This is a genomic window from Chryseobacterium sp. 2VB (genome assembly GCF_005503635.1).
In the GTDB taxonomy this organism is placed as follows: domain Bacteria; phylum Bacteroidota; class Bacteroidia; order Flavobacteriales; family Weeksellaceae; genus Chryseobacterium; species Chryseobacterium cupriresistens.
The window spans coordinates 20,453-44,310 of sequence record NZ_SCNC01000034.1 but is presented as its reverse complement, the minus strand read 5'-3'; the positions used below and the strand labels follow the sequence as shown (position 1 = coordinate 44,310).

Genomic DNA, 23,858 nt, shown 5'->3' with positions numbered 1-23,858 from the left:
TGGGCTTTTAGATATGCAAAAAAGGAAACCGCATTAGTCTCCCTTTTCAATTTTCTGTATCATATAAAAGCTTACTTCATTTTGTAGCGAATGTATTGTTATAGCACAAATAAGTACAACTTTCTTTTTCATATTAAATATTGTATTTTAAATTTGATACAAAGCTATAACACAACATTCCTTTTATCATATACGACCACTTACATCATAGATACAACATCCAACAACATATATAAAACTCTAAAAATCAACACTTCTATATCTTTAAGAAAACTATATATCTATCCCAATTTACTATTCTCAGCTGTCATCAGAAAGATTTTTAAAGAAAAAGTAAAGATCAACATCTGAAGAAATATCTAATTTTTTCCTGAGTCTATGCTTTTTATTCTGGACAGACCGATGTTCCACAAAAGTATACTGTGCGATTTCTTTTGATGTAAATCCCGCCCATATCATTGCGCAAAAAGCTAAATCAGATTTTGACAAATTAGAATTTATTTCAAGTAAATTTTTAATAAATTCCGGATATGCTTCCTGAAATTTGTTGAGAAAATTAGGGTCATTTTTTTTGGCCAGCTCGATAATATAATCGTAGGAATTATTAAGTTTTTCCTTTAAGACATCTGTTTCAAATTCCTTTTGTTTTATAATATCTCTATTCTGTTGACAGTGGATAAAGGCTAAAAGTAAAATAACAATAAGACAGAAAACTACACTTTTATAAACAAAAAATACATTCTTCTTTGAAATATCTGCAGATTCTTTTTCCTTTATCAGGTCATCAACAGAAATATTGATACTTTCGTTACAAACCCTGCTTAAACTGTCATTTAGCCTTGTATACTTTTCAAGGTATTCTTTTTCTCCCTTCTGGTCATTTAAAATCCGATAAGTACCGGCTATTGTTTTGTATAGCAGAGGAATATTATAAACTCTTTTGGTTCTTTCTAAAATGGCAACAGATTTTGTATAGTACATCAACGCTTTTTCGTACTCTTTTTTTTTATTAAGAAAATTACCATAAAAGTAGTAAGTCTGCCCTCTCTGGACATTCCAGTAATCCGTTTTCTGCAGTAGTTTCAATGCATTATTCAAATAATACGAAGATGAATCCGGATTCTCTCTATAAACCATATAATGATTTGCTATCAGCGAATTAATTACCGGAGTAGATTTTATATTTAATGCTTTGTGCAAATAAACCAGCGAAGAATCATGCTGGTGGATATCATGTAAGAAATCTGCCCTGCTTGCATAAATGCCTGATAACAATTCCCTTTCATTACGATTTGAAATCAGCTTACCATAGTAAATAGACCGTGAATTATATTTCAATGCATTTGTGTACAACCCAATAACATAATTAGTCTGTCCATATTCGTGATATAGCCTGGCAGATAAATAAGCATCATTGATTTTTTTGATTTTTCTTTCAGCTTTCCGCAGATAATAAAAAGACTCTTTATAGTCACCTATGGTTGCATAGATATTAGCAATATTGATATAACCTAAAATCTCTCCTTTCAGATAATTCTGATTTTGGGAAATAATAATATATTTTTCATTGAAAGAAATTAATTCTTTTTTTTCACCTCTTATTCTTAATTTCTCGGATTTAATTATTAATGCGTTGTCTATTTGGTCCTGAGTATAATTTTGAGAATATAAGACAGTAAAAATAGACAAATGGGCAAACACCATCATTAAAAATTGAAATATTCTTTTTATGCTCACACTGATCATATTGTATATTCAATTGCTGTTCCTTTGATACTAGCAAATAATTCTGCTTATTTCTGTACTTTCTGAAAAATTATTTTTTTTGAATCAGGTTTTTGAATGATAATAATTGTATTTGGGATTGTCATGAAACTTCGCTGACCTCCTTTGATCACTTTATAAGAATATACTATATCCTGACCTTTTTCCTGAAGGCTGACAGGGATAATTTCCACTTCCAAATTGGTTTTAGGGTAAATAAGAGCGAGTACATTTTCTTTTGAGAAATCAATAGGTGTTGGCTTCCCGCTCATGCCCATTGTTGTTGCAGCCCCAAAAATCTGATCAAATTCTTCCTGTGAAGTAATTATTTTTTCAGTTAAATCTTTTTGATGGGAGGTATTTTTAACAAAGTATTTCTTTGCTGATGTATAGGGAATATCTTTTTGAGAAACATTTACAGTACACGAAAAAACTATGAGAGTACTTATTAAAGTCATGATGAAATTTTTCATTTTTTTCAATTTATTGTGTGTTAAAAGCTATTGTAATTACTTAACATATATAGTAAACAGAGCCGGGCTCGGGGATTACCTTAATTAGCTTTAAAGGATATTAAGATGATCTGGTAAGAACACGTCCTGTTTCTACAATTGTATTATTTTATAACTTGTAAGGAAGGATAATTTTTTAGCTGATCTTCGGTAATTCCTGATGCAATGATACCATCCTGTATAGCTGGCTGCGTTGAATTTCCTGCTACATCCAGAGTAATTTTAGAATTCGGAGTATCAATTCCGCTCTGGGAATACAAATCCAGCAACAATAATACGAGCAAGGTTAATACAATTTTTTTCTTCATAATGTTTTTTGTTTCACCGTAAAAGTATAAAATAAGCGTTAGGATGCATTAAATGGCACATACATCACAGATACAGCACGACGAAACGTGCATTATTTCAAGCAAATACTCCCGATTTATAGTAAGAGACAACCAATCGTTATCTGTAAGCAATTTTCGGATTTTTTGACATTCAGAAAAAGCTGTATAGATGATGTATACAAAATATTGCAGCATATAGAACAAGACCTATATTTTTGCACAAAAACACAAACTATATACTTTCTATTAACTCACAAATCCTTTAGTTGATATAAAGACCAGGTACTAGAGTTGTAACTGACATTAAAGAAATAAACTATTGTAAAGTTCAAAAACAATTTTACTTTATTATTTTAAATATTAAAAGCATTCTTTTAATTGGTTGAGACACTCTCTTTAATTAATTTATGAACTCTAGTATTCTTTTTTATTAAATACAGTTCACTCAAAAAAGAGCTATAAAATTGAAAATTTATATTATTATGTTACCAATGGATCATCACAAACAATCTCACTCAATGACGCCTGATTATAAAAAGATTTACCTTGATCTTGTCGACCTGAAATATCCTGAGAAAAAGGACGAGTGTGCAAAAATTTTATCGAAGAAAAATCTGTCAGCGTTTGATGTAATAGAAATTAACAGAATAATATTTAATTATAACCAGGACATCAAGGCAAATCAGTCTCATCGTTCCTACAATGAAGAAACGATACACAAAATCCTTGAATATCAAAAAAAGAATTATCTTAATAATACGCAGCTGGCCCTGCATTTTAAGTTGAGTCGTAATACCGTTGCAAAATGGAAAAATTTATTCAATATTTAATCAATTCACAACCTCAATAAATTTATATACCCTCCTACTGTGCTTTTACCGCCTTGTTTAAAGGATGTAATCCGGATAAAAATAACAGAATCTTACCACGTTCCGGTTATACAGTAAGAGATATTCCTTTTTTGGGAAAATTCATAATAACAAATACCGTTATTGACTAAAACATATATAACTACAAATACATGTTTTAAGCAATAACGGCAAAAAGAACATACCAGAATATGGTATAATATTCTGAGATTTAAAATTAGTCTTCTTTATTGTTTTTCAGATAAAGAACTACTTATAATCTTTAGAACTTCTTCGGGGTTCTTTTACTTCCGGCCATTTTACCGCCTCTCCCTTTTCATCCTGAGGCATTACTCTTTTTTCTCTGTTACTGAATTCAGGATCCTCGGAAGCCATATAAGCCAATGCCGCTGTTAAAATTACATTATTTTTCACCTCATCAAAAACGATCTTGTCATAGGTATCTTTCGTAGTATGCCATGTATATCCGAAATACCCCCAGTTCAGAGAACCTAAAGAAATTCCGGGCACTCCTGCTGCCACGAAAGAAGCATGATCGGAACCTCCGCCACCAGGCATTCCTGGAAAATCTGTCTTGATGTGGCTTCTTACGGCTTTTGGAACTCCATCAAGCCATCTTCCTACATAATCATAAGCTTTTACAAATCCTTGTCCACTGATATTAACCACTCGTCCCGTTCCGTTATCCTGATTAAAGGCTGCCTGTACCCCTTTAATTATCTGAGGATTATCAGCAACAAAACCTCTTGAACCGTTTAATCCCTGCTCTTCACTGCCCCAAAGTCCGATGATAATAGTTCTCTTGTTATCAGGATAATATTTTTTCAGAATTCTCATGGCTTCCAGCATGGTAATTGTACCGGTACCATTATCTGTAGCTCCCTGTGCTCCGTCCCATGAGTCAAGGTGAGCAGAAAGAATCACGTATTCATCAGGTTTTTCTTTGCCTTTGATCATTCCGATCGTATTAAAGCTTTTGGCTTCCGGAAGTATTTTTGACTGGGCATCAATTTTAATTTTAGGCCGAGTTCCTTTTTCTGCCATTCTGTAAAGCATACCATAGTCTTCCAAATCGATATCGACCATAGGAATTTTGGTAGTTTTTGCGCCGAATATTCTGTTAGCCCCCATAATACCTGTCCAGTTTGAAATGGCAATACCTGCCGCTCCTGCTTTTTCCAATGCTTCCGGAAGGCTGTTATTATCATAGCCGATATTCTTTATATAAGCTGCAAAATCTTTGGCAGCCTGATCTTTTTCCGCTTTAAGTTTTTCATACAATTCGGGGGTTGCAAATTCTTTGATCTGTTCATCAGAGCGTCCTATTTTCTGGTATTGTGCCATCAGCACAATTTTTCCTTTCACTGAAGGAAGCCATTGATCAAATTCAGCTTTAGAAGACACTTTCGGAAGAATGATCACTTCCGCTTCAATGGCTTTTTTTGTAGCCGGACTCCACGCCAGCTGAGTTGCGGAAAGAGATTTTATGCGTGGATAGGTCATATCAACATGAGTTGTTCCTCTTTGCCATCCTTTCCATGTTCCGAATTGCTGAAGATTGGCATCTACTCCCCAGGAGCGAAGTTTATTGACACTCCATTCATTTGCTGCCAGCATTTCGGGAGTTCCCACAAGACGAGGCCCGATGCCATCCAACAGTTCAGATGCCAGGTTTTCAAGCTGGGAATTATTATTGACTTCATCTACAAAACTTTTTACGATAGGGTCTAGTCTTTCTTTTGGATCAACCTTTATCTGAGCCCATGAAAACTGGGCAGCCAGCATTACTGCAGGCACTGCAAAAAATCTATTTATCCTCATAATATATATTGATTGGTTTAAAGATAAAAGAAATCAGGGAGATGGTGAAAAATTAAGCCTAAAAAAAGGCTTTTCAATTATTTTTATCAATATTTTATTCAAAAACAACAATAAAAATTCATCAATAACTATAATCTACAAAAAAGGTCTTCAATCCGACAGCCTTTATGATTTTTAGAAGTGGCAATTCACTTTCTGTAAGAATAACCTATTTCAAAGAAAATACCATTGAAATCAGTATATAAAAAAACCGGCTTCAAAAGCCGGCTAAAGGTGAATTATTTCTTAGCTTCTTCTACAGAAACTTTTCTGAATTCTTTGAACAATTTGCTTAGTTCTAAAGCTGCTTTACGAGCTCTTGTACCAGCTGCTTTGTTTCCTTTTTCCGCTTGTTGGTTTGCCTCAGTTGTGAACGCTTCAAATTCTGCGTTGATTTTTTCAATTAGTTCTTTCATTTATTTAAAAATTTAGGCTGCAAATATAGGTTTTATGGCGATTCCAGCCTAATTGTGTTGAAAAAAAATAGTGGATTTACTCATTTTTTCTGAGTCTTTCTTAAATTCAATTTAATTTTTAAAATAAAATCAAATTATTGTAGAAAATAAACCATGTTATTCGGTGTCACATAGCGCATCAGTGAATATTTAAATAAACTATTTAAAATCAACAAGAACCGAAAAAACATACAGAAAAATCTTCTTAAAAATTTTATCTGTAAATCATTCATTCTCCTCAATTCATATGTATTTGATTACGTTGTTTTAAAAATGCAGATATTTTGTATTTCTACCAGTATTTTTATACTAAAATTTTAATGATATAAGACAATTTTAAACAAATAATGTCTGTACCGATGATATTTTAACGAACTGTATCCTTTTTGAATGGATTAATCTTATAATTTTGAATAAAAAAAATCCCATGGATATCATTTCAAAATTTACAGTAGGTTCTGAAGAGGGAATTTCTGATCTTATAGCCATCATTGATTCTACCGTTTATGCGTTGCACAAAGAATTTGTAACTGAAGAAGAAATCAAAAAATATATTCACAACGAAATAGACCCGAGAAAGATGATCAATGACCTGAACGATCTTTCTAACCAACTGATCATGATGTATTCAGATCAGAAACCCATCGGATTCAGCATTATAAAAAGCGGTTCGGTACATCCGGGAATTCCTGGCGGAAAAAGAGCTACAGAAATCAGTTTTGTAATTCTTTCAGAGTTTGATCTTCCTGAAACAAGACAGTCTCTCTGGAAAAAATGCAGGTCAGCAGTAAGCTTTACGGATATTATATGGATCAATATCCTGGATCATGATCCGCTTGCAGACTTTTTAAAAGAATCCGGTTTTATCGCTGTGAGCAGTTCAAAAGCCGGACCTTTTCAACTGCCTTCTCATATTTTGGAGCTGGAGATTAATAAAGGTTAATCCAGCTGCTTTAACCATAGATTCCATAGATATTTGCCTATATAATAGTAAACAATCATTTTTTTAATTCCACAACTATTGAGGAAGACTATTATTTTAATTTCTATTATCTCATTTAAAATGACCTTAAGTAGACAACAGTTTACTTATCTTTGATTTTTATAATTTTTACCTATGAGTGATCAGCTGGAAACGATAGAGGATTATTACAGACGTATCCGTAAAAATCAGATCAAAATGTTTGATTCTGAGGATTTTGAAATGGGAAAATCTCACTTCAATATTTCTATGCGGAAATACTGTAGTTTTAAAAGCCCTTACAACCGTCGTGATTATTATAAAATAAGCTTTATTATTGGAAAGGGCACCATTCATTATGGTACTCATCAGCTGTATATAGATGGTCCTGCCCTATTTTTTCCTTCTCCAAGCATTCCGTATTCATGGGAGTGTGAAAGCGATGTACAGGAAGGATATTTTTGTTTATTTAATCAGGAATTTTTTAATGGGAATTCTGAATTCAATCTGTTTAAAAAAACTTCAATGTTCAAGGAATGGAGTAAGCCGGTTGTTTTTCTGACAGAAGAACAGGCCCAGCTGACAATGCTATATTTTGATCAGATTTACAGAATGAATAATTCTTCCTATCCTTTCCGCTGCAGCAGTATCAAAAGCAATCTTGCTTCTGTAATGCACCTGGCGCTGGAAAACCGTGTGGAAGATATCAATCCTAATGAACTTCCCGCAAATGTACGTCTGTATAAACTATTTGATGAACTTCTCAACAAACAGTTTCCGCTGGACTCTCCTGCTTATCCGCTGGCCTTAAAAACGCCTTCCGATTTTGCTGCGCACCTGAATGTACATGTCAATCATCTGAATTCTTCCGTTAAATCTGTAACCAACCTTACGACCACACAGATCATTAAAGAAAAGATGTTTGAAGAGTCTAAAAACCTGCTGAAGTATACGAATTGGGATATTGCACAGATCGGTTACACTTTAGGATTTGATCAGCCTGCTCATTTTAATAATTTCTTTAAAAAGCATGCGCAGACTTCACCCTTAAAATTTAAGAATCTGTCATAATATTTGATTTTTGTAATTTTTACTTTGTCTTTTAAAATCCGGTTTTGTATTTCTTGACTTATTTTTGCAATGTAAAAAATGAATGAATATGTTGAGAGAAGCATCTGAACAACGAATCAGATTAATTACCATTATGGCTTTCGTGTCTATCCCGCTTTCCGGGTTTGTCACGGATATTTATTTACCATCGTTCCCTTCTATGGCCAAAGAAATGATGGTTTCGGAAAAAGATATTCAGATTACCCTGACATCATATCTGTTGAGCTACGGGATTTCCCAATTATTTGTAGGAGGAATTCTGGACAGTATCGGGCGTTATCGTCCCAAATTGATAGCCTTATTCCTATTGATACTGACCAGTATTTTAATTACGATGACCAACAGTATTCTACTAATCTGTCTGCTTCGTATTCTTCAGGGAGCTGCAGTTTCAGTACTTGTTGTGGCTACGCGTGCTATTTTTGTAGATATTTATGATGCGGAAAAGGTTAAACATTATCTGAGCTACTTTACTATTGTATGGTCCTGCGGTCCTATTCTGGCCCCTTTTCTTGGAGGATATCTTGAGAAAATCTTTAACTGGCATGCTAATTTTTATTTTCTGGCAGCATATGCCGGATTTCTGTTCCTTTTTGAGTGGTTTTTTAGCGGGGAGAGCCTTCCTCAGAAAAAGAAACTGGATCTTTCAGAGAACATCAGCCTTTATAAGATGATGCTTAAAAACAGGATTTTCATGTTGGGGATTTTCATTTTAGGTTTAAGCTATTCTATCGTGATGTTATTTAATATTACAGGACCATTTATTATTGAAAATACTTTTCATTTTACGCCGGTAGTGATTGGATATTGTACATTAATCTTAGGATTTTCCTGGATGATCGGAGGTTTTATAGGAAAACGCAGACTGACTCTGGATTTTAAACCAAGAATATTGCAGCCTATCTTACTTCAGCTGATCCTTATCGCAGGCCTGATCATCACCAGTTATTTCGCAGAAAGCCTGTTCATTATGATTTCTTTTGCTTTTTTTATTCATATCTGTTCCGGAATTTTATTCACCTCCTTTTTTACTACAAGTATGCTTTACTTTCCGAAAAATGCAGGTACTGCCGGCGGACTGATGGGTGGACTGGTGTATGTAATCACTTCTGTAACAAGTTTCATCATCTCTGTAAGCGGGACAGTAACGGATCAAAAAGGTCTTTCCTGGCGCTATCTGATCATTGCATGTTTCCTTTTGGGGATCATTCTTATTATGCATCAAGCCGTTAAAAAAGAAAAAGCAGAGAATTAGTCTCTGCTTTTATTTTATACTTTCGGTATAATTTTTCGCTGTCTACTATTTCATCAAAATTAGTTTTAATTAAAACTAATTTTTTGTATATTTGTTATGATAAGTCATGCCATAATCCATCGAAAAAAATGCTTCTAATCTTGTTTCATCATTAATATAAAAGTATGCCTGTAAAACAGAATAATCTATCAGAACTTGCTCTGGAGCTTGGTCTGGCAATGAGTGAAATGAAAAGCCGTCTCCGACAGAAGATCCAGACTATCGTTACTATTTATGATCCGGATCTTTCTTTTGAACTGATTGAAATTCTCGGTTTGCTTTCAAGACATAACGGCATCAACCAGCAGGAAATTGGAACCAAAGTAAGCAAAGACAAGTCAAGTATCACCTATCTCATCAACAGCCTTGTGAAAAAGGATCTTGTTGAACGGATAGCTGATAAAAAAGACAGGAGAAACAAACAGATCTTTTTAACTCCGAAAGGTAAACAGATTGTAGAAACCGTTTATCCATGGGCATTGGATCTTTATAAAAAAGCAGCTGACGGTATTGATGAGAAAGAGATCAGCAAAGCACTGCTATTGGTAAAAAAAATGACAGCCAACCTGGAGGAATCAGCACTAAAACATAATACAATATGAGAACAATTCTTGTACCTGTTGATTTTACATCAACTACCGAAAATGCAGTAAGAGTTGCCGCAGACTGGGCAAAAACCTACGAATATAAAAATATTATCCTGTTAAAAACTGCAGGAGAATCAGAATTTGATTATCTGCATATTGCAGAAGGACATTCATTTGTCAATGAAGAAAGTATCAATAACCTGCTGCAAAGGACAGAATTGCTATTCGATCAGTTAACGGATATCATCGCTGAAAAGTCACCTGAAGTTAAAGTTTCCAGCGTTTTAAGTGATTGGACTCTTACCAGAAGTATTAATGAGCTTTTAAAAAACCAGCCTTCTGTGGAACTGATTATCCTGGGAAGTGATGACCAGACCTCTTCTACCGAGAGTTTTGTTTCTGAGAATATTATAAGTATTGCCAGGACAAGTCCTGTGAAGACATTAATTGTTCCCAATAGCTACCATTATTCACCTATTAAGAATATATTTATTCCTTGTGATATTAGAGGTATTAAAAGGCTAGAGAGACTGTTTCACCACAAATCTGTTATTCATAAGCAAGATGTCCGTCTTTCATTTCTCAATATCAACACCAGTGAAAAAGAGGACGAAACGCAAAAAAGAGAACTGGAGGATTACATTCGTGAGCATTTAACGGAAATTCCGAGCAGTATTCATTATTCTCATGATGAAAATATTATTAAAGGTATCCTGAACTTTGCTGTATCAGATAAGGCAGACCTTATTATAGCACTACCCGGTAAGCACAGCTTCTTGTATTATCTGGCAAACAGAAGTATTTCCGAAGGAATTTATCAGAACACCTCTCAGCCTGTTTTAATTTTAAAATAACAAGAAAACTGAAAGCTAATAATAAATTTTAGCATTTTCAATTTTAACCATTGCCAGCTCTTCCATTTTCTTAACATAGCGGATCACCGTCTCTACCCGAAGGCCGGTTAAGGTTGCTATTTGCTGTCTGGTGTAAGGAATCAGAAATGAATAGGGTTCTTCAAAACCGAAATATCTTTTAAGGTGATCAAAAAGCTTCGTGAGCTTTACAATAGGATCTGAAATTGCCAGAAAGCTTGAAATCATATATCTGAAATGAAGTCTGTCTGCGGTATACTTATTTATTTCAAGCATTAATAAAGGATTTTCCACCAGGAATTCAAGGAACCTGGTTTTGGAAAGCCTGAAAATTTCACAGCTGGTGACCGCAATAGCATTCACAGCATAATGGTGATTGGTAAATAAATAGCTTTCACCAATACAATGGCCATCAAAAGGAAGCCCATGAACAAATTCTTTTCCGTCTTCCAATAAATTATTCAGTTTCACGGTACCATATTTGATCTGAAAATAGAATTTTACAGCAGATCCTTCCTGAAAAATAGTTTCACCTGCTTCATACTTTTCCAGACTGGCTCCGAGGGAAAATAATAATTCTTCATCTATGATCATCTTACCATTATTAATTTGAGTAAAAATACTTAAAGAATAAGCAATGTTGCAACTTATTAAATACCACAGAAACGGTAATCCTTTTTCTACACTGCTTTTCTTATATCTTATTAAGTTGTAATTTTCTTCTTGTGTTTGGACCCCCAATCTGCCAAAGCAGCAATCACATCTTTCAGGGATTCACTATATTCTGTGGGAACATATTCTACCAGCACCGGCTTCTGATCCGTAATCACAGTTCTTTCCACCAGATGATTCACCTCCAGCTTTTTCAATTCGCTGGATAAGACTCTTGCCGAAATTCCATTGATAGTCCGCTGTAACTCATTGAAGCGGGTATGTCCGCCCAAAATAGCAATCATTACCCTGATGGTCCACCGCCCACCTAAAACATATAAAGCATCCTCGGTAGCAGCCAGATGGGTACTGCATTGCGGCCTTGAATACACTATTTTCTCCTCTTCCATTCTTTTATTTTTACTGATTACTAACCTAAATGTTATTACTAACCTTTTGGTAACTACTATCTTTTTATTAGTAAATATAGATAATTTTGAAACATCAATTTTAAAAAAAATAAAAAAAATGAAACGTGTACTTCATATCATTTCAAGCCCGAGAAGCGAATCATCAATCAGTAAGAAACTGGGTAATGCTGTTGTAGAAAAAATTGCAGCGAAGTATCCTGACAGTGTTTTTAAAAAGCGTGATCTGACCAATCCGCTTTTTCCTCATCTGGAAGAAGCTCATATCAATGCATTTTTTACTCCAGCTGAAAACCGCACTGCTGAACAGCAGGAAATCGTAAAACTTTCAGACACGGTAATTGATGAATTACATGAGGCTGACATTATCATTATTGAAGCTCCCCTTTACAACTTCAGTATCACTTCTACATTAAAATCATGGCTTGATCATATTGCCAGAGCAGGAAAAACATTCAGCTATAGCGAAAACGGTCCTGAAGGCCTGGTGAAAAATAAAAAAGTATACCTTGCCTTTTCAAGTGGCGGAGTCTATTCTGAAGGGGAAAGACAGGCTTACGACTTTGTAGTTCCTTACTTGGAAAAAACGCTTGGATTTATGGGGATGACGGATATTTCCGTTGTCCGTGCAGAAGGACTTTCTGTTCCGGTGATCCAGGATACAGCCCTGCAAAAAGGGATTGAAAGTATTGTTGTAGAGTAAAGACTAAAAATGCTGTTCCTTTGAACAGTATTTTTTTTTTGCATCAGAATTTTATTATTGATGAAAGTATGTAAAGAATTAAAAATATTTCCCTCAACATATGTAAAGTTTTTTTCAATTTTTTTCGCTCATTTTTACTTTATTAAATAAAAGATATGGAAAAAAATAAACAGCCTAAACTGATCAATCCTGCTGAATTATTTGATCCCAGCCCTTACGGCTTCTCTCACAGTATTGCTGTGAAATCTCCATCAACGATGTGTTTTATATCCGGACAGAGCGGTGGCGTGGGGGGAAATCATGTGCTGGCAGATGACTTTAAAACTCAGGTTCAGGATGCTTTGAAAAATTTACAGATTGTTTTACAGAGCCATTCCATGACATTTGAAAATATAGTTAAAATCACCTTGCTTATTGTTGACCACAACCAGGAAAAACTTGAAATATGGGCTGAGGAAGCCAGAAAAGTCTGGAAATCTTCGTTCCTGCCTACGAGTACACTTATTCCTGTAAACCAGCTGGCTTTGCCGGGAATGATGTTTGAGATCGATGCAATTGCTGTAAAACAGCTGGCCACCTAGAAAGATCTGATAATGGTATTATAATTCTTACCTTCGACCTTATTAATTTAAATCCTGCCTGAATATTCAATTCAGGCATTTTTTTATCTATTACCGGCAATCGTCACTGTTTATCTGATATTTTTCAATGACAGATACCACATTATTTAAAATAATTCTAAACTATGTGAAAATAGAATTTCTTATAAACACTTCAAATAAAGGATTTGTTACAAAAAATTAAAACACTGTTAATTCAAATTACGTAGAAATACTGAATCTTATCTGCCGGGATGTGATTAATTTCGAATAAACAAAAACTGATACTATGGATCGCTTGAAATACAGTCAATCATTTCTGAAAAAGAGGTGTTATCTGAAATATCCGGCAGCTGTAGATCAATCAGCTTGATAGCCTCCTGTAAAAGGAGTTGAAGATATTGAATCCAAATTTTTTACGAAATGAATATTATTAACAAAATTCTCAACGTCGACGATTATTATTTCGACGTGTTCATGTCTATCTCGGAAGCGCTTACCGGGTTTACGGTAAACGAACTGCAGTCAACAGGGCTTGCAGAAACCTATTACACTTATGTTTTAAAAAGCCTGGAAGCAGCCACTTTCGTAGAATTCCTTACGATTTCTAAAAATATCCTTGAAAATTCTTCCGGTGAAGAGGAATTAAAAAAGGCTATTCAATCTGAAATTATTGCCCACCCGGGAATGAATGACATTTCAGGAAAAGTAATCACCATGTGGTATCTGGGAACCTGGGAAGGAGCGTATATCAATGACCTGTCTTACAAGGAAGGCCTTGTCTGGAATCTGATGCATTCACACCCGCCGGGAGCCAAACAGCCGGGCTACAAATCTTGGAATATTAAACCTGTAAACACCCACTCATGAATCCAACCCATAACAAAAAAGATGTGATCATTGTAGGAACAGGGATCGCAGGGTCATTAATCGCAAAGCTATTATCCGACCACGTATTTGACACAACCAAAGGAAAAATGGTCCATCGTGCAGATGCCGGAAAATCCGATAACATCAGGGAAATATCAATCCTAATGTATGAAGCAGGTCTGGAAGCAGGTATTGAACTGGATTCCGTATCCTCAATGACCACTTATAATGAATATATCCGTACTTTTTACAGAGAGGAAGCCAAGGTTCCCAACTCTCCTTATCCGAACTTAAAGCAGGCTCCTTCTCCCAACGTTCTGGATATGGAACATATTGTCCAGCCATATCCGGATAAAAAAGGATATCTCGTTCAGTTCGGGCCGATGCCATTCGCAAGTGATGCGATACGGGTAGGCGGTGGAACTACCCTTCACTGGCTGGGAACTACACCAAGAATGCTCCCCAACGATTTTAAACTTACCGAAAAATATGGCATCAAGATTCCAAAACCGGATTCTGATGAGAAAACTCCTGTCGACTGGCCGATAAGTTATGAAGAATTGAGGCCTTATTATGAGATGGCTGAGTTTGAAATCGGGGTTTCCGGGGATGTTTCAAGACAGGAATATCCAATTACAGAGAAGACGGAAGAATATTATGGAAACTATGTATTTCCAATGGAAGAAATTCCCCAGAGTTACATGGATCATAAGATTATTGAGGGACTTAAAGGGACAAGTGTAAAGCTGAGTTCCGGAGAGATTCCTTTAATGATGGTGCCTTCTCCACAGGGAAGAAATTCTATTCCAAATCCAAAATACGGAAAAACGAAGGTCATTAAAGCAGAGTCAAAGGATTCCGGTTATAAACTGGTTTTAGACAGCTCTGAAAAAGAAGAATACAAAGCTCTTGGTTCCGTGTGGAATCCTTATATGGGAGAACGCTGTGAAGGGAATGCTTCGTGTGTTCCGATCTGTCCTGTTCAGGCGAAATACAATGCGTTAAAAACATTGAAAAAGGCTTTATATAAAATAAATGATAATGATAACCTGAGCCGTAATCCATTCATGCAGATTCAGGCGCAGAGTGTGGTTTACAGGCTAAGCATTGATCAGAATGACAGTCATAAAATATCAAAAGTCCATCTGAGAAAATATATCTCAAAAGAAAAAACCGATTTTGTTGAAGAATCTATTGATACGTCTGATGCCATCGTCATTCTGGCAGCCAATGCTTTTGAAAATCCCAAAATTCTGTTGAATTCCAAATATACAACTCCAGATGGTATAAAAACAGCAGCCAACAGCAGTGATCAGGTGGGGAGAAACCTGATGGATCATATGGTAATGCTTACCTGGGGACTTTTCCCTGAACCGGTATATCCGTACAGAGGTCCAGGTTCTACGACAAATATTTCTTCTTTCCGTGACGGAGAGTTCAGAAAGAACTTTTCAGCATGGATTTCTCCGCTTGACAATTGGGGCTGGGGCTGGCCGGCATTTTCTCCGGGTTCTGATGTGGCAGAATTTATCAAAGATAAAAAGTTTGGGGCAGAATTAAGAGAAAAGCTCACCGACAGACTTTCAAAGCAGGTATTATTTCATTTTGAAATTGAACAGCTCCCGAATCCCAATAACAGAGTAACCATTAATGATGAGTATCTGGATGTTCTCGGAATTCCACGCCCTGTTATTCATTATGAACTGACAGAGTACGAAATGAAAGCTATGGAACAGGCAAAAGATGCTTCGGATCAAATGTTTAAAAGATTAAACATTACGGATTCCACAAAATATACTGAGAAAGACAAAAACTCTGTGGTATACAATGGGAAAAGATATTCTTACAATGGTGCAGGGCACATCGTGGGAACTCACAGAATGGGTTCTAAAGCTGAAGAATCCGTAACCAACAGCTACTGCAAAACCTGGGATCATCCGAATTTATACGTTGTAGGGGCGGGAAATATGACCACGCTGGGAACATCAAATCCTACTTTAACATTATCAGCATTCACAATCCGTTCGGTAGAATCCATCCTTGCTGACCTTGAAATTCAACTTAAAAAATAACAACATGAGACAAAGACTTATCAATAAAACAGTTCAACCACAGGAAACATTATTAACAGCAGGCAGGATGGCTTCCAGAAGTGCCGCGGTTACAGAAGCTATTTCATTACCTTCTTTATTATTTGATTCAACATTGAGCAAAGAAGACTGGATAGAGGGATTAAAGCATCACAGTAAAACAGTAACTAATCTTTTACTGAATGATCAGATTGGTGACTTCAATGCCTATCTGGAATCTCAGTTCGGTTCAGGAATTTCAGAAATGAAAAAAGAGGTAACAGAAATTGATTACAAACCGGTTTTACAGGACCTTCTGCAAACAGCCATTCTTATTGAACATTCTACAATTCCACCCTATCTTACAGCTTTGTACTCGATCAAAGACGGAACCAATGCTCTGGCTTCACAAATTATCAGAAGTGTGGCTGTAGAGGAAATGCTTCACCTGATTATGGTTTGTAACGTATTGAATGCCATCGATATTCAGCCTTCAGTCAACAAAAAGGAGAACTACCCTGTTTATCCTATGAAATTACCGATGAACGTTGATTTCTATGTAGGGTTGGAAACATTCTCAAGCAACAGTATTGCCACGTTTATTGCCATTGAAAGTCCGAGTGCATCTGTGGTAAAAGCTCCGAAATATGATGATGAAGCGGAGATTTCTGAACTATACTCTCAAAGAGCTGCCGTACAGGAAAAACACCTCTGGACTCTTGAAAACATGAAAGGTTTCATTATGGAAAATGTACACACCATTGGTGAATATTATGACGTATTATTCTTTTATATCGTTGTTTTCCAAATCATTGCTTACTATAAAGCACATGGGACACTTCCGACAAACTTTGAGGAATTAAATACCGGAGGAATTTTCACAGGAAATCCGGCAAAACAGATCCGACCTGAGCAATATTACGGAAGCGGCGGGAAACTTCATTCTGTAAAGGCTTTGGACGGAGTAATTGCTGTTTTCCAGGAAATCAAAGGGCAAGGTGAAGGTGCAGATGATTCTATTTTCGATGTAGATCCGTCCCAGTTTGAAGAAGGGGTTGAACTGGCTCATTATTTCAGGTTTAAAGAAGTTTTCCATGAGCATTTCTATCTGGGAGGAAACTATGAGCCTTTCATGGATGAAAATGGAATGATGCCTGTAACCACACCGCCTACAGGAAAAGATCTTCCGGTAGACTGGAACGAGGCCTATCCTATGAAACCTAACCCTAAGCTGGAAGATTACGTCAAAAACAAAGAATTATATGCCCAGGGTGTGGAGTTCAATAAAACCTACAAACGTTTGTTAGATGCCATACAAAGTGCTGTGGAAGGAAATCAGGGAGAACTGGAAAAATCCATTATGTATATGTATGCTCTGAAAGAACAGGCTGTGAATCTGATGAAACAACCGTTGGACGCTCAGACCAATGCGGGGCCAACATTCGAATACATCGACCTATAACCATAAAAACGATATATCATGCTTAAAAGAAAAAAAGAAAGCCTGGAAGCAGGAGGAGAACAGCTGTTCCGCAGAATGCCGGGACAAAGTGAAGTTAATCTGGCTGAATTAATGGACGGATATTCTAAACTTCTTATTGATGATCCGGTAAGACCATTCAGGGAAGACAACCTGCAGGCTATTGAGAATAATGTGGATTATGGAGTTCTGGCTGCCCTGGATGGCACATGGGTAAGCTATAATGTCAATTACAATAAAGATGTTAGCAACCCTTCGTTAGCAAGCGGAGTACATACTACCATCATGCCTTCTCCCGGAACCAATCCGGGGACGATACCCGGAAAGTTCGCATTTACCAGTGAAGAATATATTGAGAAATTAACATTTTCCATCGTTCCCGGCGGAGTACGTAACCGTGGCGGAGCGAGTGAGCTTTTCTGCGGAGCAGTTAAGTACGAACAAAGCATTAAAAGTGTTAATACAATACCGGGACAGGATGCGCTGAAATATACCCCTATCCACGAAGAAAACGGAATGTACCTATGGCTGAGTGATGTCTATAACCATGCGGCAACGAAAGAATCTATTGAAAGAGACCGCGGTATTCATGCCATTTTAACAGAAGATGCAAAGTATGGATATACCGGCGAATACAGAGACGAGCCTTTGCTAAGGATTACACCGGATGGAGAACCCAATCCTCAATACATTCTTCAAAGCCAGCTGCAATCGGGACAGCCTTATTATGAAATCATTCCGGCACAGGAAATAAAGCCGGGAGCAGGGCTTGATGGGCCTTATTTTATCCCGGACTACTCTATCTCCCGAAGCGGTGTTATTCCACATGGAAGCACCATTACTTTGCTTGGAGATATTATTCCTCAGAATAAAGATAAGACAACGTACTATTTAATTGAAGGTTCACCTCAGTTCCCTTACGGTAAAGAGGCATGGGAAACCAATCATCTTTCCATTTCACGGACCATGGGAAATGCCGGAGTAACACCGGAAGAAATCATTGATCTTGACCAGCCAGCACCGGCGTGGGTTCATGAAAAACTTAATGATGATAATGATCCCGGCTCCAATAAGATCTATACCCAGAGAATTCTTGCAGACAATTTATATCCTTACTCTGTACGGCCTGACCTGAGACTCAGGGATACGTTAAGAGGCCAGAAAGTCAGCAATCATGTTCATGTGAGAATGTCTTCAAAAATGAAAACAGGAGCACAGGGAGGCGTTTTGAATGTTCCGTTTGTCAACCGTTTCGTTCCAACTGTTGAGGTAGATATGGACATGTGGATCGAAACGGTGATTGAAGATGGAAAAGAGATTCTTCAGCTGCAGTATGAGCAGATTGTATTTTTTGAATTTGATTTCGGGAATGACGGAGGTACCACCAGCTGGCCTCATATCCAGGTAAATACCCTGCGAAAGATACAGGATATTCCTGAGGATCAGAGAAAGGTAATGGAAGAGCAGTTCTATAATACCGGAGTAAATACCGGTACAGCTTCTGACTGTCCTTATCATAAAGGATAGGCTACCATACTATAGGTAACATATAAAAAAGGGGCAAACTATTGTCCCTTTTTTATGTTCTTTATAACAGATTAAAGATTATCGTGGGTTTGTTGTACCATGAAAGATATCGCCTTTTTGATTTTTTCCCGTCCTTCAGGAGTATTGGTATCTATCCCACAGAAAATACTTCCGTTCAGAGACGAAAACATATTGAGATAATACAATCCTGACACCATGATGGCCATGATAGAACGGTAGGTATCCATTTTATCTTTGAAATGTGATTCCATCAATAATTTGAAGATATATTCTCCGTTTTCCTCCTGAGTGTCAATCAGTTTTTTCAATGATTTCCGGGGCTCAGAAATAGTCCACAACAATAATTTTTGAGCTTCTTTATTGGCGTATACGTAATCAAACTGGGAAAGCAGCATATGCTCGATAAATTCTCTGCCTCCATCTTCAAGATTCGGTTTCATCTTTTCCACTTCCTCGCTGGTTACTTTTACCCAGAAATCCTGTGTACGAACATATTCGTCCATGAGGCCATCCATTCCGCCAAAATAGGTATAGATCATTTTCTTATCGACCCCGGCAGTCGCAGCGATATCATTAATCTTCAACCCTGCATGTCCCTTCGTTTTCAGTATTTTTCCAACGGCATCCAAAAACTTTTTTTTGCTGCGCTCCTTATTCCTAATACTACCTGATGCTGACTTTCTTTCCATGACTAAACATTCAATATACAAGATACAAGTTTAAGAAATTTTTTTTTATTTTAGACACTAGTTAGTGTCTAAAATAATCTATTTGTATATATTTGTAGAAACTATAACCATTCAATATACAAAACACTATTGAAATTGAGAATTAAAAACTATTCAGATTGTATCGTTAGTTCCCTCAGTTTAAAATATTTCGAACAAGAATGACTGAGGTAAAAACAACAGCAGCATCATTTTTTACAGTGATGCTGTTTTTTACATAGCAAATAATGGCTTGATATTAAATAAATATTTTCTACAGATATCCCTGATCAACCCTTCTTTGTTATTAAAGACGCTATTTTAAACTATTTCATAGACTTCGCTTAATCAAAAGCATCGATAAAGAGAAATTTTCACATCAATATCAAAAAATAATATACTGATTTACAACATATTAAATAAAATAATGAAAAATCTTATAATTTTACACACTTAGCAGTGTCTTATTTTATATATTTGTACAAACTAAAACCATCTACATATTTTAAAACACTTTTTAGGTTGAAAAATAAGACAATTCAGATTGTATTATTTTAGTTCCCTCACTTTATGAGAATTTCGGATACGAAACAACTAAGGTAGAAACACAACTTACATACAGACCATTAGATTTCTAATGGTTTGTTTTTTTATAAGTTCAAATTCCAAAAAGTTCTAGAGGTTTTTGCAGGTATAATGCAGCAGGAAAGAAACAGCTTTTTTTATTTCATCCCGTCCTTTGGTCGTGCTTACATCTATTCCGCAGAAAATACTTCCATTGATTTCGGCATACATATTCAGGTAGTATAATCCTGACGTCATGATTGCCATGATGGCGCGAACATTTTCAGCATTATTTTTAAAGTGGAAATCGATTAAAAGCTTAAAAATATATTCTCCGTTTTTTCCCTGAGTTTCGGTGAACTTTTTTAAAGATCTACGGGATTCTGATAACCGCCAAAGCAATAGTTTTTGTGCCTCTTTGTTGCTGTGAATATAATCAAATTGAGAGAAAAATGTGTTTTCCATAAAGGATTTTCCTCTATCGTCCACCTGAGGTTTTATTTCCTCAATCATTATTTTACTCCAGTAATCCTGTGACTCTATATACTCATCTATCAGACCATCTATTCCTCCAAAATAAGAATAAATCATTTTCTTATCGACCCCGGCTGCAGCAGCAATACTATTCACTTTCAAGGCAGCATATCCTTTTGTTCTCAGTATCTTTCCAACTGCATCCAAAAATTTTTTTTTACTGCGTTCCTTGTTCCGGATATTCCCTGCTGCTGACTTTCTTTCCATGGTACACTTTTCAATCGTACAAGTTTATGAATTTTTTTTCATTTTAGACACTTTTTAGTGTCTAAATGTATATATTTGCATTAACTAATAACCATTTTATATAAACAGACAATCAGAGTTGTGAGATTGAGAGTGATTAGATTGCACCGTTAGTTCCCTCAGTATAAATATTTTACTATTCCATTACTGGGGTAAAACATTACGACAGCATCATTATACATGATGCTGTTTTTGATTAATAAGGGTATTTTTTTAGTTTTTGATCAGTTAAGGCTTGATTTTTTTAAATTTCATGACCTCATACAAGTCCTTTTAATAAAGGTTTTTTTCACGTTACCAGACTGTTGATAATTTTTTTTTATATTTTTTTTCATGTTAGACACTTACAAGTGTCTTATTTTGTATATTTGCTTCAAACTAATAACCATTTTTATATAGAAACACTCATTGAGTTGAAAAATTAAAAGTTTCGAACAAAAAGCAACTAAGGTAAAAACATTAAATGCAGCAGCATCATGAGTTCTCTAATGGTGCTGTTTTTCATTTAAAACTTATTTTAGTTTAACCTACAGAAAATTGTATATACCGGGAATCCGGTATTAGAATAGTTGATATGAAGAGAGACTGTCCAAGGACAGTCTCTTATTTTTAGGTTGAAGTTGTATTAGCCTTTTGCTTTCTCATCTGTAAAAAACTGAAATCCATTCTTCTTCTCAATAAGCTGCATTGGATATAACGAAGGATTATATTCACCATTCAATACTTCATTCAGTGCATGCTTTTTAGATTCCCCGAATGCAATAACCAGGATATTTTCAGCATTATTAATGATGGGTGCAGTCAATGTAATTCTGAACATTTCCTGAGGCTTAAGATAATAAGCAGATACCCATTTTTCTTTTTCATTTAAAACATCTTCGCCTGGAAATAATGAGGCTGTATGGCCGTCATCTCCCATTCCTAACAGGATAAAATCAAAAACACCTTCATCACCAAGAACAGTTCTTATCTGCTGTTCATAAGCTTTTGCATAGTCTTCAGGAGTTATTCCTTCGGCATACATAGGAAAGATATGGCTTTGGTCAACAGGAACCTTACTGAGAAGTGCCTCATCTGTCATCCGGAAGTTGCTCTTATCATCGTTTAAAGGAACCCATCTTTCATCTACCCAAAAAAAGTAGACTTTATTCCACTCTATCTTTTCTTTATATTCCGGTGTTGCCAATAATTTGAAAATAGCTTTAGGGGAAGAGCCTCCACTTAATGCCACCACAAAACGGCCATTTTTCTGAATAGATTTTTTTGAAAGATCAACAAATGCATCTGCTGCCTTTGTATACAGTTTTTCCAGATCGTCAAATACTGTGATATTCATTTTTTCTGTTTACATTTTATTTTGTTTATACCCAGCTGTGCCCTTGTCTTTCCACCAAAGCATTAACATCTTCCGGACCCCAGCTTCCTGCTTTATAATTCGGGAAAGATAAATCTTTGTTATTTTCCCATGCTTCCTGTATGGTAGTCACAACATCCCATGCCTCTTCCACCTGATCAGAACGCATAAATAAGGTAAGATCTCCTAAAAGAGCATCCTGTAGCAAGGTTTCATACGCTTCCGGAGTATCTTCCTGACAGGCAAAATTATCGAAAATCATTTCTGCAGGCTTCAGATCCAGTGTCAGCCCGGGCTTTTTGGTCATGAACTGTAATCTGATATCCATCATGGGCTGAATATTAATGATCAACCTGTTGGCAGATAAAAGATGTGGGCTGTCTGAGAACGTTGAGTGAGGAAGCGGTTTAAACTGAATGGTAATGTAAGAATGCTTTTCTTTCATTTTCTTTCCGGTACGGACATAGAAAGGAACATCCTGCCATCTCTCGTTATCCAGATAAAATTTAATTGCTGCAAAAGTCTCTGTATTGGAATCAGGAGCAATTCCGTCTTCCTGGCGGTAGCCTTTCACTTCCACTCCGTTGATGGTTCCTTTTCCATACTGGCCCCTTACCGCATAATGATCAACCTGATCGGAAGATATTCTCCGAATTGATTTCAGAACGTCAACTTTCCGGTCTCTGATTTCACCTGACTGCAATGAAGCCGGTGGTTCCATAGCCACCATACACAGGATCTGCAACAGGTGGTTCTGAATCATATCTCTTAACGCACCTGTCTGTTCGTAGAATGCTCCTCTTGTCTCTACTCCAACTTCTTCCGCTACCGTAATCTGTACCGATTCTATATATTTATGATCCCATAAAGGCTCAAAAATAGAATTTCCAAATCTGAAAGCCAGTATATTCTGCACCGTTTCTTTTCCCAGATAGTGGTCGATACGGTAAATCTGCTCTTCTTCAAATGTTTTTGCCAAAAGGCTGTTCAATTCAACAGCAGATTGTTTATTGTGACCAAAAGGCTTTTCGATAATGATACGGTCTTTTTTCGGATCAGAAGCTAGTAAAGTCGTTTTGATATGATTGGATATTGTAGAAATAAAGTTGGGCCCGATGGATAAATAAAACAGTCTGTTTGCTCTCATTCCGTAAACGGTATCGAAATCCTGCAGTTTCTGCTGCAGATTTTCGTAAGAACTTTCTTCATCCAGCTGATGCTGAAAGTAAGTAATATGAGCCTGAAAACCTGCCCAGTCTTCGGAAGTCACTTTTTTTCTTGAGAAACTTTCAAGGTTTTCTTTGATATAATTTCTGAAATTTTCGTTGGTATTTTCTGCTCTTCCCAGTGCTACAATATTGAAGCCTTTGGGCATTCTGCCATCGATATATAAGTTGTAAAATGCCGGAAAAAGTTTTCTTTTTGCCAGATCGCCTGTAGCACCAAAAATAACAATAGTTGTTGGCTGCAAGACTTTATTTTGATTCATTTT

General features: G+C 36.2%; 23 protein-coding genes. 12 read left to right on the top strand and 11 right to left on the bottom strand.

Going from position 1 to position 23,858, the window contains the following annotated elements; all coding sequences use genetic code 11:
* Positions 1–300: 300 nt before the first annotated feature.
* The 3 genes from FFS26_RS21045 to FFS26_RS21035 all read right to left on the bottom strand — a co-directional run bounded on the left by FFS26_RS21045 (position 301) and on the right by FFS26_RS21035 (position 2,584).
* Positions 301–1,707 (bottom strand): LuxR C-terminal-related transcriptional regulator, encoded by a 1,407-nt coding sequence (locus FFS26_RS21045; protein ID WP_171006369.1) that lies wholly within the window; start codon positions 1,705–1,707, stop codon positions 301–303.
* An 86-nt stretch (positions 1,708–1,793) separates the two neighbouring features.
* Complete coding sequence (locus FFS26_RS21040) at positions 1,794–2,237, bottom strand: hypothetical protein (protein WP_137906046.1); 444 nt, start codon at positions 2,235–2,237, stop codon at positions 1,794–1,796.
* 143 nt (positions 2,238–2,380) lie between these two features.
* Complete coding sequence (locus FFS26_RS21035; RefSeq protein WP_110011146.1) at positions 2,381–2,584, bottom strand: hypothetical protein; 204 nt, start codon at positions 2,582–2,584, stop codon at positions 2,381–2,383.
* 503 nt (positions 2,585–3,087) lie between these two features.
* On the opposite strand from FFS26_RS21035, the gene FFS26_RS21030 reads away from it, so the two are divergent.
* A complete protein-coding gene (locus FFS26_RS21030; RefSeq protein ID WP_228406557.1) occupies positions 3,088–3,435 on the top strand; it encodes a helix-turn-helix domain-containing protein in 348 nt (115 codons plus the stop codon).
* A gap of 288 nt (positions 3,436–3,723) precedes the next feature.
* Here the strand turns inward: FFS26_RS21030 and FFS26_RS21025 are convergent, their stop codons facing one another.
* Together FFS26_RS21025 and FFS26_RS21020 are read right to left on the bottom strand one after the other, a co-directional pair.
* Positions 3,724–5,295: a M20/M25/M40 family metallo-hydrolase gene (locus FFS26_RS21025; protein WP_137906045.1), complete on the bottom strand. Its 1,572-nt coding sequence runs from the start codon at positions 5,293–5,295 to the stop codon at positions 3,724–3,726.
* Positions 5,296–5,573: 278 nt separating this feature from the next.
* Positions 5,574–5,750 (bottom strand): histone H1, encoded by a 177-nt coding sequence (locus tag FFS26_RS21020; RefSeq protein ID WP_002978882.1) that lies wholly within the window; start codon positions 5,748–5,750, stop codon positions 5,574–5,576.
* A 466-nt stretch (positions 5,751–6,216) separates the two neighbouring features.
* Between FFS26_RS21020 and FFS26_RS21015 the strand changes: the two genes are divergently transcribed.
* From FFS26_RS21015 to FFS26_RS20995, 5 genes are all read left to right on the top strand, one after another.
* Positions 6,217–6,732, top strand: coding sequence for a hypothetical protein (locus FFS26_RS21015; RefSeq protein WP_137906044.1), 516 nt, complete (start codon positions 6,217–6,219; stop codon positions 6,730–6,732).
* Between the two features lie 174 nt (positions 6,733–6,906).
* Positions 6,907–7,821 carry a helix-turn-helix domain-containing protein gene (locus FFS26_RS21010; RefSeq protein WP_110011150.1) on the top strand — a complete coding sequence of 305 codons (915 nt, stop codon included), beginning with the start codon at positions 6,907–6,909 and terminating at the stop codon, positions 7,819–7,821.
* A gap of 88 nt (positions 7,822–7,909) precedes the next feature.
* Entirely contained in the window at positions 7,910–9,115 is a 1,206-nt protein-coding gene (locus FFS26_RS21005) for an MFS transporter (RefSeq protein ID WP_110011151.1), read from the top strand.
* Between the two features lie 164 nt (positions 9,116–9,279).
* Positions 9,280–9,756, top strand: a complete 477-nt coding sequence (locus tag FFS26_RS21000; RefSeq protein ID WP_110011152.1) for a MarR family winged helix-turn-helix transcriptional regulator — start codon at positions 9,280–9,282, stop codon at positions 9,754–9,756.
* Positions 9,753–10,595, top strand: coding sequence for a universal stress protein (locus FFS26_RS20995; RefSeq protein ID WP_137906043.1), 843 nt, complete (start codon positions 9,753–9,755; stop codon positions 10,593–10,595). The genes FFS26_RS21000 and FFS26_RS20995 overlap by 4 nt, the downstream gene beginning before the upstream one ends.
* A 15-nt stretch (positions 10,596–10,610) precedes the next feature.
* Here FFS26_RS20995 and FFS26_RS20990 read toward each other — a convergent pair whose 3' ends face one another.
* Positions 10,611–11,207 carry a Crp/Fnr family transcriptional regulator gene (locus FFS26_RS20990; protein WP_110011154.1) on the bottom strand — a complete coding sequence of 199 codons (597 nt, stop codon included), beginning with the start codon at positions 11,205–11,207 and terminating at the stop codon, positions 10,611–10,613.
* 110 nt (positions 11,208–11,317) lie between these two features.
* The gene (locus FFS26_RS20985; RefSeq protein ID WP_110011155.1) at positions 11,318–11,674 is read right to left on the bottom strand and encodes a winged helix-turn-helix transcriptional regulator; all 357 of its coding nucleotides are present in this window, start codon (positions 11,672–11,674) and stop codon (positions 11,318–11,320) included.
* Between the two features lie 118 nt (positions 11,675–11,792).
* Between FFS26_RS20985 and FFS26_RS20980 the strand changes: the two genes are divergently transcribed.
* From FFS26_RS20980 to FFS26_RS20955, 6 genes are all read left to right on the top strand, one after another.
* Positions 11,793–12,395, top strand: coding sequence for an FMN-dependent NADH-azoreductase (locus FFS26_RS20980; RefSeq protein ID WP_110011156.1), 603 nt, complete (start codon positions 11,793–11,795; stop codon positions 12,393–12,395).
* Between the two features lie 155 nt (positions 12,396–12,550).
* A complete protein-coding gene (locus tag FFS26_RS20975; RefSeq protein ID WP_110011157.1) occupies positions 12,551–12,976 on the top strand; it encodes a RidA family protein in 426 nt (141 codons plus the stop codon).
* 441 nt (positions 12,977–13,417) lie between these two features.
* The gene (locus FFS26_RS20970; protein ID WP_137906042.1) at positions 13,418–13,864 is read left to right on the top strand and encodes a hypothetical protein; all 447 of its coding nucleotides are present in this window, start codon (positions 13,418–13,420) and stop codon (positions 13,862–13,864) included.
* Entirely contained in the window at positions 13,861–15,936 is a 2,076-nt protein-coding gene (locus tag FFS26_RS20965; RefSeq protein WP_110011159.1) for a GMC oxidoreductase, read from the top strand. Before FFS26_RS20970 ends, FFS26_RS20965 begins: the two co-directional genes overlap by 4 nt.
* Positions 15,937–15,940: 4 nt before the next feature.
* Positions 15,941–17,395 carry a ferritin-like domain-containing protein gene (locus tag FFS26_RS20960; RefSeq protein ID WP_137906041.1) on the top strand — a complete coding sequence of 485 codons (1,455 nt, stop codon included), beginning with the start codon at positions 15,941–15,943 and terminating at the stop codon, positions 17,393–17,395.
* Positions 17,396–17,413: 18 nt separating this feature from the next.
* On the top strand, positions 17,414–18,940 hold the full coding sequence (locus tag FFS26_RS20955; RefSeq protein WP_137906040.1) for a peroxidase, FMP-type: 1,527 nt from the start codon (positions 17,414–17,416) through the stop codon (positions 18,938–18,940).
* A gap of 71 nt (positions 18,941–19,011) precedes the next feature.
* On the opposite strand, the gene FFS26_RS20950 is transcribed toward FFS26_RS20955, so the two are convergent.
* The 4 genes from FFS26_RS20950 to zwf all read right to left on the bottom strand — a co-directional run bounded on the left by FFS26_RS20950 (position 19,012) and on the right by zwf (position 23,855).
* The gene (locus FFS26_RS20950) at positions 19,012–19,650 is read right to left on the bottom strand and encodes a TetR/AcrR family transcriptional regulator (RefSeq protein ID WP_110011162.1); all 639 of its coding nucleotides are present in this window, start codon (positions 19,648–19,650) and stop codon (positions 19,012–19,014) included.
* Positions 19,651–20,343: 693 nt separating this feature from the next.
* Positions 20,344–20,973: a TetR/AcrR family transcriptional regulator gene (locus FFS26_RS20945; RefSeq protein WP_137906039.1), complete on the bottom strand. Its 630-nt coding sequence runs from the start codon at positions 20,971–20,973 to the stop codon at positions 20,344–20,346.
* A gap of 664 nt (positions 20,974–21,637) precedes the next feature.
* Positions 21,638–22,348 carry a 6-phosphogluconolactonase gene (gene pgl / locus FFS26_RS20940; RefSeq protein WP_110011164.1) on the bottom strand — a complete coding sequence of 237 codons (711 nt, stop codon included), beginning with the start codon at positions 22,346–22,348 and terminating at the stop codon, positions 21,638–21,640.
* 25 nt (positions 22,349–22,373) lie between these two features.
* Positions 22,374–23,855: a glucose-6-phosphate dehydrogenase gene (zwf, locus tag FFS26_RS20935; RefSeq protein ID WP_137906038.1), complete on the bottom strand. Its 1,482-nt coding sequence runs from the start codon at positions 23,853–23,855 to the stop codon at positions 22,374–22,376.
* Between the last annotated feature and the right edge of the window lie 3 nt (positions 23,856–23,858).